The organism is Pseudomonas rhodesiae, from assembly GCF_007858255.1.
Lineage (GTDB): Bacteria > Pseudomonadota > Gammaproteobacteria > Pseudomonadales > Pseudomonadaceae > Aquipseudomonas > Aquipseudomonas rhodesiae.
Genome location: NZ_VFEU01000033.1, coordinates 39,499 through 54,631, shown reverse-complemented (window position 1 = coordinate 54,631; position 15,133 = coordinate 39,499). Strand labels below are relative to the sequence as shown.

Sequence of the window (15,133 nt, the reverse complement as noted above, 5' to 3'; positions counted from 1 at the left end):
TTGCGGGTTTGCTTGCGCTTGCCAGCGTACTCGGCGTCGGCGAAGGTCATCTGCTTCATCGGGAAACTCGGTGGGTGGGGTCGCGGTATTTTGCCAAATCAGAAAGTCTTTTTCAGAGTTTCCCTAGCAGCTATTTAACGTTCTTTTGACTACTCTTGTGACAACAATGTGGCAGTTGGCTGTATCGGTTGAGCGAGTGTTCATTTAGTTGAAACGGAAATGAAATTATATAGCGCGGGATTTTTCCACAAACTGAGTGGTCAGATCGCCATTGGTGGGCCTGTTCTCCAGGTTTCAGGGCGTTGTCCCTGATGCGCTGCCGGGTTATCCGGAACTTCGGTGATGGCTTTTTAGTGTCAATTTTAAGGTGGCTTGCATTTTGAATCGAACTTCCCCGCTTAACGCGTCTTCCTCTTCTGACGAAATTGACCTGTTTGAACTGTTTCACTCGATTTGGCGGCAAAAAAAGCTGGTAGTGGGTTGCACGATTCTGGCGGGTGTATTGGGAGCAGGGTATGCATTTCTGGCGCCCAAGACCTATGAAGTGAGCAGCGTGCTGCGCCCGGCGGCCATCAACGAGCTGGATGCACTCAACCGCTCCGAAGTCTATAAGCTGCCACCGGCCGATGCGTTGTCCAAGGTGGGGGCTCAACTGGACTCTTACGAGGCGCGGCTGGGGTTCTTCAAATCCCATGAACAACTGTTCGCGGCGTTCCAAAAGCCGGGGCAAAGTCTTGAGCAGAGTTTTGAAGACTTCAACCGCAACTCGGTCAACCTGATTCTGCCGGACCCGAAAAAATCTGACTCGTTAAGCAGTTACATCCGCCTGGAACTCCAATACCCGGCCGACATCGACGGCGTAGCGATTCTTAACGGGTTTGTGGACTACGCCATCGCCGCTGAGCGTGATCAGGTGGGCGCTGACCTCAAAGTGATCGTCAATAACCGCCTCAACGAACTCAAGGGCAAGATTGACGCAGCGCGCGCCAATTACGAAACCGATAAAGAGTCCAAGATTGCCAAGCTGCTGGAAGCCGACCGCCTCAAGCGCGCGCAATTGCAGGATGAGCTCAGTGCTTTACGCCTGCAGATGAAAATGGAGCGCACCAACCGCCTGGCCGAACTGGCCGAGGCGATTGCCATCGCTAAATCGATGGGGATTCGTACCCCGACCACGCCTTCCTCCATGGCCGATGCCGGTCGAAGTGGCTCAGGCCAGGTGATGCGCACCGAAGTCAACAACCAGAAAATTCCGCTGTATTTCCTCGGCACCGAAGCCCTCGAGGCCGAACGCGTGGCCTTGCAGCAACGCACCAGTGACGACTTCACCAACCCACGGGTGGCCGAGATCGGTAAAGAGCTGCAAATGCTGGAAGCGAACCGTGAAGTCGAAGTGCTGCGCAAGCGTGGCAACGAGGATATCTTCCTGCAGGATGTAGAGCCGCTGCGTGCGGAAGTCGCGCGGTTGCGCGGGCTGAATATCGATATGAGCAATCTCAAACTGGTTACCATCGACCGTCGCGCCCAGGAACCGCTGGCGCCGATCAAGCCGAAAAAAGCCCTGGTGATTGCCTTGAGCCTAGTGGGCGGCCTGGTACTGGGCTTGCTGATTGCGCTGTTCCGGCACTTTATGTTGACGCCGCGCCCGGCGGTGGCGTACTCGGCGTTGGACGATGGCCGCTTCGCCCGCCGTGAGCGCAAGGACGACGAACTGCCGTTGTAACGCCCACCCCGCAAGGGCTTGTCCTACGGCAAGCCCGCCCCCCTCAAAACCCGTCACTCGACAGCTTTTCACAATTCTTAGTTAACCTTTGGTTACATATTGTGGCTAAATAACGGCCGATGGGCATGAATCGGCGGAAGTTCCAGCCGGCCGTGCCGACTATGTGAATTGTGATTTCAGGTGCTGCTTATCATCCTCGGCCGTCGTGGGCCCGCAGGAGCAGCCTGTTCTCTTCTGACGTGTGACGAAATCCCTTGAAACTCATCATTGTTGTTCTTTACGTTGCCTCCATCGCGTATGTACACCTGCGTGGCCGGGTGCGACACAAGCTGAGCCGCCAGCTCAGCGATCATTCGACCTTTCTGGCGCCGATCAACTGCTTTCTGTATCTGTTCTCCAAATTGCCCGGCCGGCCTTACCTGGCGACCAGTGACTTTCCCGACCTGAGCCCCTTGCAGGAACATTGGCAGGAAATCCGTGAGGAGGCCCAGAACCTGCTGCAAGCCGGGGAAATCAAGCGCTCGGACCAATACAACGACGTTGGTTTCAACTCCTTCTTCAAGTCGGGCTGGAAGCGCTTCTACCTGAAGTGGTACGGCGACAGTCACCCTTCGGCGATGAAACTGTGCCCGCGCACCACTCAATTGGTACAAAGCATCGGTTCGATCAAAGCAGCGATGTTCGCCGAGCTGCCCCCAGGCTCCAAGCTCGTGCGCCACCGTGATCCATATGCCGGTTCTTACCGCTATCACTTGGGGCTGGACACGCCGAACGATCCGGGCTGCTACATCAATGTGGATGGCGAGGCCTATTATTGGCGCGACGGTGAGCCGGTGATGTTCGATGAGACCTATATCCATTACGCCGAGAACACCACGCAGCACAACCGCATCATCTTGTTCTGCGACATTGAAAGGCCGATGAAATATCGCTGGGCGGCGGCTTTCAACCGTTGGTTCAGCCGTAATGTGATGGCGGCGGCGGGCTCGCCCAACGACGCGGGTGACAAGACCGGGGGCTTGAACCGCGCTTTCACGCGGTTGTACAAGATCCGCCTGCGCGGCAAAGAACTGAAAAAGCGCAACCGTACGCGTTACTACCTGGAAAAGTGGGCGATTTTCGCGGTGCTGGCGCTGATCTTCATCCTGATCTGACCCGCCAGGCGCCCCTCACTGCGGTGGGCGGGCGCCCAACTTGTCCCACATCTTGCGGGTGATTTTCTGCCGGTTGGCATAGCCCGCCCAGGGATCAGCCTTCAACCCCTGCACCCGTTGCAACAGATTGGCGACTGTCCACTGTTGCGCGCCGCGCAAGCCTTTCAATTCCTCGCGACTGATCGGTACCGACACCGGCAGCCCTGGTCGTGCCCGCACGGAGTAGGCCGCCACGGTGCTTGCGCCTCGGGCGTTGCGCAGGTAATCGATAAAGATCTTGCCTACCCGGTTTTTCGGCCCGGAGGTGGCGGTAAAGCGTTCGGGCAGTTGCTGAGTCATGAACTGCGCCAGGGCCTTGGCAAATGCCTTGACCGTGTCCCACCCGTCGCGTCGCGCCAACGGCACCACCAGGTGCAGCCCTTTGCCACCGCTGGTTTTAACGAAGGCATCCAGTCCCAGCTCATCCAATACGGACAACGTCAGTTGAGCCGCTTCCACCATGGTTTTCCACGGCAATGCAGGGTCCGGGTCGAGGTCGAGCACAAACAAGTCCGGGGTTTCGATTTTGTCCGAGGTGGAGCCCCAGGTATGCAACTCGATGGTGCCCATTTGCACGGCGCCTACCAGCGCCTGCACGCTGTCGATTTCCATCAGCCGCGCGTGACCTGGGTCCAGCGCCGGGTCCAGCTGCGTAATGTGGCGGATAGCCAGGTGCTCAGCGTGTTTCTGGAAAAACTGTTCGCCGTCGACGCCCTCAGGTGCCCTGAGCAGTGATACCGGGCGTCGCTGCAGAAAGGGCAGAATCCACGGGCTGATGCTCTCGTAGAACTGCGCCAGTTGTTGTTTCTGCGTGCCGCTCTGGGGGTCGATGACGCGGTCGGGGTGGCTGATTTTGACCCCGACTGGGTTCTTCGCGGGTGTTGCGAATTGGGCTTTGCGTGGCACCTCATGCACGATCTGCTCGGCTGGCTTATCGGTGCGCATCCCCACAAAAGCGGCCTGGCGCACCACGCCTTCGCGGGTCCATTCTGCAAACTGCACTTCACCGACCAGTGTCGGTTCCACCCAATGAACGCCGCGCGCCTGGGCGCTGGTCAACGGCTTTTGCAGCGGCGATGTGTTGCGCTCCAGGGGTTTCAACTGCCCGTAGATGGTCTTCAACGCGGCCTGATCGAACCCGGTGCCCACGCGGCCGGCATACACCAATCCGCTATCCTCGTTGACCGCCAGCAGCAACGCGCCGAACCCGCTGCGCGAGCCTTGAGGGCGGGTGTAGCCAACAATCACGAATTCCTGGCGCAAGCGGCATTTGAGTTTGACCCAATCGTTGCTGCGCCGCGATACATAGGGGCTGCCCACGCGTTTGCCAATCACGCCTTCCAAGGCCAAGTCGCAAGCACTTTCGAAGATATCCCTGTGGTTGGCAGCGAAGGCCTCGGAGAAGCGCAGCAGCTTGCTTCGGCTACCGCGCAGCGCGGCCTTGAGGGCTGCGCGACGCTGTTCCACTGGAGCTTCTCGCTGATCCTGGCCATTGAGGAAGGGCGCGTCGAACAGGTAATAGACGATATCGAGGCTGCGGCCGATATCGAAAGCATTCTGCAAAGCCTGGAAATCCGGGAGCCCGTCACTATTGAGGCTGACGACCTCGCCATCTAACCAGCTGTCCTTGAGCTTAAGAGCTTGCAGCGCCTTGGCTTGACGCGGCAGACGCTCGGTCCAGTCATGGCCGTTGCGGGTAAACAGGCGCACCTCGCCGTCGCGGATACGCGCCAGAATGCGGTAGCCATCGAACTTGATTTCATACTGCCAATCGCCTTCGGGCGCGCGCTCCACCAGCGTGGCCAATTGCGGGGTGAACTGCTCGGGAAGGGCGCTGGCGGAGGCCGCTTTTCTGCTACGAGCTTTGGCTTTGGGTTTCTCTGGCGGCGGTTGGCCCACTGAGGCGTCGCTGAGCACGCTGTCGGGCTGGGCCTGCACGATGTCGAACTCCGTGGCGGGGCGGGCCTGGGCGTCTTTCTCCTTGATCAGCAGCCATTGTTGCTTGTCGCCGCTGCCCTTGAGGCGAGTACGCACCAGCGTCCAATCGCCGCTGAGTTTTTCGCCGACCAGGGTGAACTTGAGTTTGCCGGCGGCATACGCCTGATGCGGGTCATCGTGAGGTTGCCAGACGCCGCGGTCCCACACGATCACGTCCCCGGCGCCGTACTGGCCTGCCGGGATGCTGCCTTCGAAGCTGCCATAGCTCAGCGGGTGGTCTTCAACGTGCACCGCGAGGCGCTTCTGGCTCGGGTCCAGGCTCGGGCCTTTAGGCACCGCCCAGCTCTTGAGGACGCCGTCCAGCTCCAAGCGGAAATCATAGTGAAGGTGGCGTGCGTCGTGCTTCTGGATCACAAACGACAGCGCCGATGCCTTGGCTTTTTTTCCGGCCGGCGCACTGCCCGACGGTTCGGCGGTGATCTGGAAGTCACGTTTGCGGTTGTATTCACTCAACGGTTTGGCCATGGGGGCTCCATCCTATGGCAGGTTCAAGAGGCTTTTTTCGAAGACTTTTTCGCCGCCGGTTTTTTCGCCGCAGGCTTACCGGCCAGGCTGCGTTTGAGCAGTTCGGTCAGGTCGATCACGTCTGCAGACTTACGCTCGTCCTCGCCTTCCTGGGATTCCACGTCCTCGATCTTGCCGGCTTTGGCTTTTTTCTCCACCAGAGCCATGATCTTTTCCTGAAAGCTGTCGCGGTATTCCTCGGGCTGCCAGTCAGCGCTCATGTCTTCCACCAGGCGTTTGGCCATGTCCAGCTCGCCCTTGGCCAGGCTGGGTTTGGTCACCTCGCTGCCCAGCTCCAGCTCATCCAGGCCGCGCACCTCGGCGGGCCATCGCAGCATCACCAGCACCAGCGCCGATTCCAGGGGCATCAATGCTGCCAGGTGTTGTTTGGTGTGCAGCACTACATTGGCCAGGGCCACCTTGCCGGTTTTTTTCAGGGTTTCGCGCAGCAGGGCATAGACCTTGCCGCCGCGTTTGTCCGGCGCCAGAAAGTACGGCGTGTCGATATTTTGCAGGGGGATCTGCTCGCTTGCGACGAAGGCGATGATCTCGATGGTCTGGGTCGACTTGGGGTGGGCCGAGCGGATCTCGTCTTCGCTGAGCACCACATAGCGGCCTTTCTCATAGGCCACTCCCTTGACGATGTTCTCTTTGGTGACTTCCTTGCCCGTGGTTTTGTTGATGCGCTTGTAGCCCACCGGGTCCATGCTGCGCTTGTCCAGCCAGTCGAAATCCACGCCCTGATGGGACGTGGCCGAGACCAGCGACACCGGGATATGAACCAAGCCGAAACTGATTGCGCCTTTCCAGATTGCCCGTGGCATAAGTGCGATTCCTTGAGAAGAAGCAGTGTTCTGGTGACTCGGCGGCGGCGCGAAAAGTTTCCCCGGGCGGATACGTGGACAGATCGTGTTACACCTGATCAGAAACAATTTAGTTACCAAAGGCGAACCCAGGGCGTAGGGTGCCATCGAAAGCACGTACAGCTCGTTTCAGAGAGGTTTGCTTATGATCAGTTGCAGGCGTTATCTCGCATTGCTGGTGTTGGGCCTGGCCCTGATACCCCTGGCCCAGGCGCAAGACCTGCCCGGGCGTAGCAATAGCAACAACAGCCCGATTCACCGCGCCAACCCCAACAGCATGCAAGGCACCCAGTCCAATGCCCCGGCGCCGCGCGGTATTCAGACTGTGCCGACTCCGCGTACGCCGACGCTGGAAAACGGCGGCATCGGCAACCGTTATCCGCAGCGCCAGGCCGCCCCCAGCCGCCCGGCCACTGAAACCAAAGCCCCCACGTATGATGCCAACGGCAATCGCCGGTAAGGACCTGTCTTATGTTGATACGCAAAACCCTGCTGGCTGCGCTGTGCGCATCGACCCTGTTGCCTTCGATTGCGGCGCATGCCGCCGGGGCTCAACAGTTCCCCAGTGAACAAGGCAGTATCACGGCCACGCCGATAGCCCAAGGGCTGGATCACCCATGGGCGGTGGCATTCCTGCCGGACCGGCAAGGCTTTCTGGTAACCGAGCGGCCGGGGCACCTGAGGGTCGTCAGTACAGACGGCAAGCTGTCAGCGCCGTTAAGCGGTGTGCCGCAGGTGTGGGCCAAGGGGCAGGGCGGTCTGCTGGATGTGGTGCTGTCCCCGGACTTCAAGCAAGACCGCATGGTGTATTTATCTTACGCCGAAGGCGGCGGCAAGGGCGGGACAGCCGGCACGGCGGTCGGGCGCGGACGTTTGGCCGCCGACCTGAGTGGCCTGACCGACTTTCAGGTGATCCTGCGCCAGGAACCCAAGCTCTCCACCGGTAACCACTTCGGTTCGCGCCTGGCGTTTGACCGTGACGGCTACCTGTTCGTGACCCTCGGCGAAAACAACGACCGACCCACCGCCCAGGATCTGGACAAATTGCAAGGCAAGGTCGTGCGCATCTATCCGGATGGCCGCGTGCCGGACGACAACCCGTTCGTCGGTCAGGAAGGTGTACGGCCGGAGATCTGGTCCTACGGCCAGCGCAACCCTCAAGGCCTGGCGCTGAATCCGTGGAGCGGCACGCTGTGGGAAAACGAGCACGGCCCCCGTGGCGGCGATGAGATCAATGTCATCGAACGCGGCAAGAACTACGGTTGGCCACTGGCAACCCATGGCATCAACTATTCGCTGACGCCGATTCCCGAAGCCAAAGGCAAGACTGTCGAAGGCACCGTCGCGCCGCGCCATGTGTGGGAAAAATCACCGGGTATCAGCGGCATGGCGTTCTACGACGCCGATCGCTTCAAGCCGTGGCAGCACAACGTATTTATTGGTGCGCTGGCCAGTCAGGAACTGATACGCCTGCAGTTCGAGGGCGATAAGGTGGTGCATGAGGAGCGCTTGCTCGGTGGCTTGAAAGCGCGAATTCGCGATGTGCGGCAAGGACCGGATGGCTATCTGTACGTGCTGACGGATGAGGAAGAGGGCGTGTTGTACCGGGTGGGGCTGAATCCGGATTGACAAGGTTGAGCCGTCGGTGGGAGCGGGGTAGCCCACTCCCACCTCTTTACGCGGGTGAGGTTTACAGGCCCAGCGCCGACAAGCCGGGATGTTCATCCGGCCGGCGACCCAGCGGCCAGTGGAACTTGCGCTCGCTTTCCTTGATCGGCATGTCGTTGATGCAGGCAAACCGATGGGCCATCAAGCCATTCTCGTCGAACTCCCAGTTCTCGTTGCCGTAAGAGCGGAACCAGTTACCGGAATCGTCGTGCCACTCATAGGCGTAACGCACGGCGATGCGGTTATCGGTAAACGCCCATAATTCCTTGATCAGTCGATAGTCCAGTTCCTTGGCCCATTTGCGTGTCAGAAAACCTTTGGCTTCTTCGCGGTTGTGAGCGAACTCGGCGCGGTTGCGCCATTGGGTGTCCAGGGTGTAGGCCAGGGAAACGCGTTCTGCGTCCCGGGAGTTCCAGCCGTCTTCGGCCAGGCGTACTTTCTCGATCGCCGACTCGCGGGTAAACGGCGGCAGGGGCGGGCGCGGTTGTTCTGTAGATGACATGCTGCGACTCCTTTAACTCATTAAGGTTTATTGAAAGTTGCTCAGCCTGTGCGTTCACAGTCCCAATAACGTTCGCGCCATGCATTGCGCATTATCGGCAGCCGTTGAATCGCCCATTACCAGGGCAACGGTAATGGCGCCATCGATCAAGATCAGCAGGTGCGCGGCCTGCCGCTGGGGTTCGGGGGTGCCATGTGCTTGACACAGTTCGAGTACGTAATCGAACAGTTTCTGTTTATGAGCTTTGGCCAGCAGGCGGACTGGGTTGTGCGGGTCGCCAGTCTCGCCGCTGGTGTTGATAAAGGCGCAGCCGCGGAAGTCCTCTGAGCCAAACCAGGCCTTGAGCGCGCTGAACAGCGCCAGCAGGCGCTCGCCGCTGTCGGCCTGGCGCTCCACTTCGCTGCGCAGCCATTGGAGCCAGCGCGCATCGCGGCGTTGTAGCGCGGCGATCACCAATTCGTCTTTATTAGCGAAGTAGCGATAAATACTTTTTCTCGAGACGCCGGCGGTTTTTACCAGAAAGTCCATACCGGTGGCGGCAATGCCATGGCGATAGATCAACTTCTCGGTGACGTCTAGGATAATGTCGCGGGTTTCGTTACTGATGATTTCGTTCATGGAGCGAACAGTAGAACGATCATTCTCCTTGGTCAATTAATTTTTTCCATCTGTCACTGCGAGACCTGAGCATCTTCATGGTGTAAGCTCGGGACCTCTTCGGATTCGACCCTTTGCGAGCCTTATGCCGTCGTTCTTCAAACGTTCCCTGTTGCCCAAACTGCGCGGTTTTCCACTTACTCCCGAGGCGATTGAGGTGCTGTCCGGCGCTGCGGCGTTTCGCCGTTGCCTGCTGGAGAAAATCCCCCAGGCCACGCGGCGTATCTACATCGTTGCGCTGTACTTGCAGCAGGACGAAGCAGGGCAGGAGATCTACGACGCCTTGCACGCCGCCAAGGCCGCACGGCCGGAGCTCGAGATCGTGGTGGTGGTCGACTGGCTGCGTGCCCAGCGCGGGCTGATCGGCGCCGGCAAGCAGCCGGGCAACAGCGCCTGGTACCAGGAAATGACTCAGCGTCACAGCACTGAGGTGCCGGTATACGGTGTGCCAGTGCAGACCCGCGAGCTGTTCGGTGTGCTGCACCTCAAGGGCTTCGTGATCGATGACACGGTGCTCTACAGCGGTGCCAGCCTGAACAATGTGTACCTGCACAAATTCGACAAGTACCGCTTCGACCGCTACCACCTGATCCACAGCCCGGCGCTCGCCGACTCCATGCAGCATCTGGTGGAACATGGGCTGGTGGCGTCCAAGGCCGTGCATCGCCTGGACCTGCCGAACCCGCCGACTACCCGCAGCCTGCGCAACGACATCGGCGACCTGCGCAGCCGCCTCAAGCACGCCACCTACGACACCACGGCGGGGCAGTTGCCCAATGGCCAGTTGTCGGTCAGCCCGTTGCTGGGCGTCGGCAAGAACAACCCCTTGAGCCGGGTGATCCTGGAACTGATCGCCAGCGCCCAGCAGCAACTGACTATCTGCACGCCGTACTTCAACCTGCCACTGCCCGTCACTCGGGAAATCAACCGTGCCCTGGCCCGTGGGGTGAAGATCGACATCATTGTCGGCGACAAGACCGCCAACGATTTCTACATTCCGCCCAGCGAGCCATTCAAGGTGATCGCAGCGCTGCCATACCTGTATGAAATCAGCCTGCGCCGCTTTGCCAAGCGCCATCAGCGCAACATCGACAGCGGCCAGTTAAACCTGCACCTGTGGCGCGACGGTGACAACACCTACCACCTCAAAGGTATGTGGATCGACGAGCGTTACACCTTGCTGACGGGCAACAACCTCAACCCCCGGGCGTTCCGGCTCGATTTGGAAAACGCTCTGTTGATCGACGATCCCCAGGGCCAATGGCTCGCGCCGCGCCAGGCTGAACTGGAGCAGATCTTTCAGCACACCACGCGGATCGAGGCTTACACGCAATTGCAGACGCTGCCGGATTATCCTGCAGCGGTCGGCAAATTCCTGCGCCGTGTGAGCCGGGTGCGGATTGAGCGTCTGCTGTATCGCATTTTGTAAGGCGCCTGAAACTATCGGCAATGCTCCATCGGGCGGTCGTCGGATCAGGCTTACATCCAGGCGGCCGACGCTGTTCTTACATAGCTGCTCACTGTTTTCAGAGCGAGCGTGGATATGTCGAAGATCGCGTCAGGTGCTTTTTACGAGGTGCCCAGTAGCTTTGTTCCCATGGCGGATCGTCCGTCCGCTTCAACGCCTTTGCCCACGCTGTCGCGAGCTCGACGCTCAACCGCTGATTCAAGCCCCGTACTCAGTTATCCCTGGACCCGCAAAGCGGTCCCCAGCAGTAACGGCGTGGCGGCTGCCGACACGCTGCTGGAACAACGCCTCACGTCAGCCACGCAAAGCGGCCACGGCATGGTCGAGGTGCCTGAGGGCAGCACGCTGACCCCTGCGCTGGCGGTGTACCGGCACTTGCTGAACCAACCGCCGTTGCAAACCTGGCTCAACGACCAGGGGCTGGAAACCGCCACGCTGACCCTGCATCACGACTTTATCGAAGGGTTCATCACCCGCGAGGGTGTGCGCAGTGCCGTCAGGTTTACCTACACCGACGCGTCGGGGTGGTTAGAGGCCTCGGCCAGTCTGCGCCCGCTGTTGCACCTGCTGGACCCCGGCGATAAAGGCCTGACCTTTATGGGTGAGGACGACGGGTGGGTGCCGTTGGCGGTGGTCGAGCAAGCGAAGACCCGCCATGGCTTTCACGTCGGCGATGTGGACAGCGCTTGGCGGGTGATCGGTCAGATCGAGCAGCGTCGCTACTTGGCGGACACACTGGAGGCGGCCCTGGGAGATTGGCCTGACGCCACGCCCATGCAATGGTCCGAACACCCCTGCGAAGTGAGCCCGGCGTTAACCTTGGGCGAAGCCAGCCAGGCCGCCCGCGAGCGTCTGCAGCGCCTGGTGGTGCAACCGGACATGACGGCGCTGCTCGAACGTGAAGGCTTTGACTGGCCCGGCAAGCCGTTTCGGATAACCGAGGGCAGGCTGGAGCGTCTGAGCCCAGTGGGAGGTTGGGTCGATCTCACCCGTTATGTCGAACAGCACCCCGCCCTGGAGGCAGAGCGCCAGGCGTTGGTCGGGCTCAGCGAACCCTTGGGCGGTGCGGTTTATTCCACTCCCCGCTATGACGTGCGCCAACTGGTCGAATACCTGGGGCTGGGCTCGATGGCAACTGCCGGCGAAACCCGCAATGTCATCCAGTGGTTGCGTACGTACTTGCCGCCGGCACCGCCACTCGGCGATTACAACGGCCTGATGCGCCGCGAGTGGGCCCCCGGCACCCTGACGCCCGAAGATCGCCTCGCCCTGAACGATCTGGCGCAAGCCCGCTTGGGCGGCAGCAGCGCCAGAGGTTTCAGTGCACTGGTGCACAGCACCCCACAGGCACTGCACACCGACCCCCAGGCCCATTTGACCGCGCTGCTTGAAAGCCCCGAGGCATTGGCGTTTGGCGAGCAATTGGCCAGAGCGCTGAATTGGTTTGGCGCGAGCGGCGCAGGCTATGAATTGCCCAAAACGGTGTGCCAACAGTTGGTGGTGGCGGCGATCAAGTTGCACGCCGGTATCGACGCTACGGACAAGCCTGGGCATGTGGCCGGGTATTCGGTGTACCAACCGGCGAACATGGGGCGCACATTCAATGCCGTGCGCCGCGACATCGAACAGCATCTGATCGCGCACAAGGGCGTCGACCCCAAGTTGGCCGTGCTGGCGGCACACCTGGGCTTGGCCCAGGCAGCACCGGAATTTCTGGTCAAAGATGTGCCGGGCACGGTGCACATCGGTACGCCGGCCTGGATGGAGTTGCGTCTGGGCTGTGCGATGGCCGATCAACATGCACCCGGCACGTCCCGGGCGATGAATGAAGAGCAGGTCACCCACCTCACCACGCTGGGCCCCACCAGCGATGCCCAGGCCGAGTTGATGCAATTGTCAGCGTTGAAAATCATGGCCGATTGGGGCGTGCTCAATGGAGTCGTCCGTTTGCGCAGCGATGGAGAATATTCTCGTACGGATATCCAGATCGCCTCCGAAGCGTTCTTCAAACAGCGCGAAGAGGCCAGCCTTGCCTTCACCGACGCGAGCGCCGAGCTGCCTACCCGCAGGACGCTGGCCATTAAGGAGCTGCTGCGGGTCTTTCCGGACACTACCCCGGCGGGTCTGGAGGCCATGACCGTACACATCGCCGAGGCTTCGGAGCGTCGCAACATGGCGTCGGGCGAACCCAGGACACGTCCGATCATTGAGGCGTATATGACCGGCGATCTGACACCGGGCAAGTGGGCGCTGAGCAGCGATTTACGTGGTACTTACCGAAGCGGCAGCACCCCTTATCAGCAGGGCCAGGCCCCGCAGGCTTCCCCTGAGGCACGCGCTCAGTTGGATCAACGTATTCGGCGCTTGCCCGCATTGGATGGGCTGCTCAAGAGCGCGGTCGACCGGCATCGGCACGCGTTGCAGAACGCCTATGCCACCCGCTTGAAGCTGATGCTTGCCGAGTTGCCGCTGGCGGATCGACAGGCGCTGGAACTCGGGACTGTCGAGCTGTTCACCTTACGCGGGGAAACCGGCACCACCCAGGCCCGCGAAACGGCGAGCAGCAGGCTGGCACAGCGCGGTCGCCAAGGCACGGTGATGCGCCTGGAGCATAACAACCAAGTCACGTATTACGAGCTGTTTGCCAACGGCAACGTCGTGCGACGCACCGACTTGCCACAGGATCTGATACTGGGGGGGCTGATCAAGCACGAGCGCTTTCCCACCCCGCATGGTCATGTGCACTTGCCAGTCAACCGTGGCACGCCGGTCCCGTTCGATGCCGACGCCTATACCCTGGGAACGGCACCGAGGTCGGACGTTGCCTCGGAGGCCATTATCATCGAGCAACTGGGCACGCCGTTCGCCGCCAGCGCTTTACCGGCCAGCTACACCCTGCAGAACTATGTGCCGAACACTTACGGCTCGCGCAAAACCGCGCGCATCGTGGAGGCGATCGCGCAGGGGAATTTCTACGAGTCTCCAGACGCCTTGCTGCAAAGGGCGACCGAACAAGTGCCGTTGGAACGCCGTCGCGAAGCACGCACCCGTGCGCACAATTTTTTGCTGGGCTTCGTGCCCTTTGTCGGTGCCTATCAGGAATTCAAAGCCGGCAATATCGGCAGCGGCTTGGCCAACCTGGCGGTGGACACCGTCGGGGTGGCCATCGGTGCAGCGGGCCCGGCGCGGGGGTTGATACGCTCAGCCAAAGCCCTGGCATTCAAGCCTTTGAAGGGGATTGCCAGGCGTTTGACCGCCGCGGTAAGCCCCATGGTGTCGACATCAGCCAGGGTCAAACCGGCGGCCACCTTCAGTGATCGCGCATTTGATTTTCTCAAGCATTCGGGGCTGTTCGCCAATGCCGCGCTGAATCCGCTGGATGGCTACCCGCAGATGATCCGGGCGGCGACCAAAGGCGTATTTAACGTGCACAAGCTGATCCTGCACGGAGCGAAGAGTTCGAGCAAAGTCGCTCCGCACTTGCTCACGGCCGAAGAAAAACTGCGCAGTTACTTGATTATCGCGGCCGGGCAGGTCGACCGGCAGGAGCCCGGCGCTCAGTCGCCCGTGGGGAGCCGCACAGGCGTATACCGAGGAGCCGAGGTTCAAAGCGTGCGCTACGGTGGTCACTGGTATGCCTTGGACCCGCTCAATGGGCGGCCGGTTGGCACGCCCCTGAGCGGGTTTGTCGCCGATGCCACCCCGTGAGTGCTGATCCTCAGTTCAGGCCCAGCTTGCCGCGCAGCATGGACAGGTCTTCAGCGAGGGTGTTGACCGGACCCACCAGCGCTTTACGGTCGCTGTCCTTGACCTTGTCGTAGGTCTCGAAGCCGCCGTCTTTGGTTTTGTACTTGGCCAGCACCTTGTCCACGGTGGCGAAGTTTTTATCGACTTTGGCCAGGAAGGCCTTGTCCTGCTTCTCGATCTGGCCGCGGAACAGGTCGACGATTTTTTTCGCGCCGTCGATATTGCCCTGGAAGTCATACAGGTCGGTGTGGCTGTAGCGATCTTCTTCGCCGGAGATCTTGGTGGCGGCGACTTCCTCCAACAGCGCGGCGGCACCGCCGACGACTTTTTCCGGCGGGAAGGTCAGGCCGTCCACGCGGGTCTTGAGGTCATTGACATCGGTGTTGAGCTTGGCGGTCAGCGTCTCCAGGCCCTGAGTCGAGTTCTGCGAGAACAGCGCGTACTCGATGCGGTGGAAGCCGGTGAAGTCTTCGGCGGTTACGCCTTTTTCGTGGTCGTCGACGCGGGAGTCGATGGAGGCGTCGAGGTCGCTGAACAACTCGGCAATCGGCTCGATGGACTCATAGTGCACGCGGGTAGGCGCATAGAGCTTCTTGGCGGTGGCCAGGTCGCCTTTGTTGATCGCGTCGGTAAAGGCCTGGGTCTGGGTCACCAGTTCACCGATCTCTTCGGTGACATAAATCTTGTAGTCCGACACCGGCCCGACCAGGTCCAGCGGTGCGGTGGCGGCGAAGGCGGCCAGGGGCGAGAGGGGCAGCAACAACGACAACGCGAGAGTCGACTTCTTCATGGGACAGTTTCCGCTGTGGG

11 protein-coding genes are annotated in these 15,133 nt (G+C 60.5%); 6 read left to right on the top strand and 5 right to left on the bottom strand.

Going from position 1 to position 15,133, the window contains the following annotated elements; all coding sequences use genetic code 11:
• Nucleotides 1–379: 379 nt before the first annotated feature.
• Nucleotides 380–1,723: a Wzz/FepE/Etk N-terminal domain-containing protein gene (locus FIV35_RS26665; protein WP_034138197.1), complete on the top strand. Its 1,344-nt coding sequence runs from the start codon at nt 380–382 to the stop codon at nt 1,721–1,723.
• A gap of 254 nt (nt 1,724–1,977) precedes the next feature.
• Nucleotides 1,978–2,877, top strand: a complete 900-nt coding sequence (gene lpxO / locus FIV35_RS26660; RefSeq protein WP_034113541.1) for a lipid A hydroxylase LpxO — start codon at nt 1,978–1,980, stop codon at nt 2,875–2,877.
• 15 nt (nt 2,878–2,892) lie between these two features.
• On the opposite strand, the gene ligD is transcribed toward lpxO, so the two are convergent.
• Both ligD and ku read right to left on the bottom strand, forming a co-directional pair.
• Complete coding sequence (gene ligD, locus FIV35_RS26655) at nt 2,893–5,379, bottom strand: DNA ligase D (RefSeq protein ID WP_034138196.1); 2,487 nt, start codon at nt 5,377–5,379, stop codon at nt 2,893–2,895.
• Between the two features lie 23 nt (nt 5,380–5,402).
• Nucleotides 5,403–6,242, bottom strand: a complete 840-nt coding sequence (ku, locus tag FIV35_RS26650; RefSeq protein WP_034138195.1) for a non-homologous end joining protein Ku — start codon at nt 6,240–6,242, stop codon at nt 5,403–5,405.
• Between the two features lie 184 nt (nt 6,243–6,426).
• On the opposite strand from ku, the gene FIV35_RS26645 reads away from it, so the two are divergent.
• Nucleotides 6,427–6,741 (top strand): hypothetical protein, encoded by a 315-nt coding sequence (locus FIV35_RS26645; protein WP_034138194.1) that lies wholly within the window; start codon nt 6,427–6,429, stop codon nt 6,739–6,741.
• An 11-nt stretch (nt 6,742–6,752) separates the two neighbouring features.
• A complete protein-coding gene (locus tag FIV35_RS26640) occupies nt 6,753–7,910 on the top strand; it encodes a PQQ-dependent sugar dehydrogenase (RefSeq protein ID WP_034138193.1) in 1,158 nt (385 codons plus the stop codon).
• 61 nt (nt 7,911–7,971) lie between these two features.
• Here FIV35_RS26640 and FIV35_RS26635 read toward each other — a convergent pair whose 3' ends face one another.
• Together FIV35_RS26635 and FIV35_RS26630 are read right to left on the bottom strand one after the other, a co-directional pair.
• A complete protein-coding gene (locus tag FIV35_RS26635) occupies nt 7,972–8,451 on the bottom strand; it encodes a nuclear transport factor 2 family protein (RefSeq protein ID WP_034113550.1) in 480 nt (159 codons plus the stop codon).
• A gap of 54 nt (nt 8,452–8,505) precedes the next feature.
• Complete coding sequence (locus tag FIV35_RS26630; RefSeq protein WP_034138192.1) at nt 8,506–9,069, bottom strand: TetR/AcrR family transcriptional regulator; 564 nt, start codon at nt 9,067–9,069, stop codon at nt 8,506–8,508.
• 124 nt (nt 9,070–9,193) lie between these two features.
• Between FIV35_RS26630 and pssA the strand changes: the two genes are divergently transcribed.
• Nucleotides 9,194–10,537 (top strand): CDP-diacylglycerol--serine O-phosphatidyltransferase, encoded by a 1,344-nt coding sequence (gene pssA, locus FIV35_RS26625; protein WP_034138191.1) that lies wholly within the window; start codon nt 9,194–9,196, stop codon nt 10,535–10,537.
• A gap of 294 nt (nt 10,538–10,831) precedes the next feature.
• A complete protein-coding gene (locus FIV35_RS26620) occupies nt 10,832–14,284 on the top strand; it encodes a hypothetical protein (RefSeq protein ID WP_034138190.1) in 3,453 nt (1,150 codons plus the stop codon).
• Nucleotides 14,285–14,294: 10 nt separating this feature from the next.
• Here FIV35_RS26620 and efeO read toward each other — a convergent pair whose 3' ends face one another.
• Nucleotides 14,295–15,113: an iron uptake system protein EfeO gene (efeO, locus tag FIV35_RS26615; RefSeq protein WP_034138189.1), complete on the bottom strand. Its 819-nt coding sequence runs from the start codon at nt 15,111–15,113 to the stop codon at nt 14,295–14,297.
• Between the last annotated feature and the right edge of the window lie 20 nt (nt 15,114–15,133).

Coding starts and splice junctions, on each gene's coding strand:
- ligD (WP_034138196.1), bottom strand. CDS start 5,379: ATGGCCAAACCGTTGAGTGAATACAACCGCAAACGTGACTTCCAGATC.
- ku (WP_034138195.1), bottom strand. CDS start 6,242: ATGCCACGGGCAATCTGGAAAGGCGCAATCAGTTTCGGCTTGGTTCAT.
- FIV35_RS26645 (WP_034138194.1), top strand. CDS start 6,427: ATGATCAGTTGCAGGCGTTATCTCGCATTGCTGGTGTTGGGCCTGGCC.
- FIV35_RS26640 (WP_034138193.1), top strand. CDS start 6,753: ATGTTGATACGCAAAACCCTGCTGGCTGCGCTGTGCGCATCGACCCTG.
- FIV35_RS26635 (WP_034113550.1), bottom strand. CDS start 8,451: ATGTCATCTACAGAACAACCGCGCCCGCCCCTGCCGCCGTTTACCCGC.
- FIV35_RS26630 (WP_034138192.1), bottom strand. CDS start 9,069: ATGAACGAAATCATCAGTAACGAAACCCGCGACATTATCCTAGACGTC.
- pssA (WP_034138191.1), top strand. CDS start 9,194: ATGCCGTCGTTCTTCAAACGTTCCCTGTTGCCCAAACTGCGCGGTTTT.
- efeO (WP_034138189.1), bottom strand. CDS start 15,113: ATGAAGAAGTCGACTCTCGCGTTGTCGTTGTTGCTGCCCCTCTCGCCC.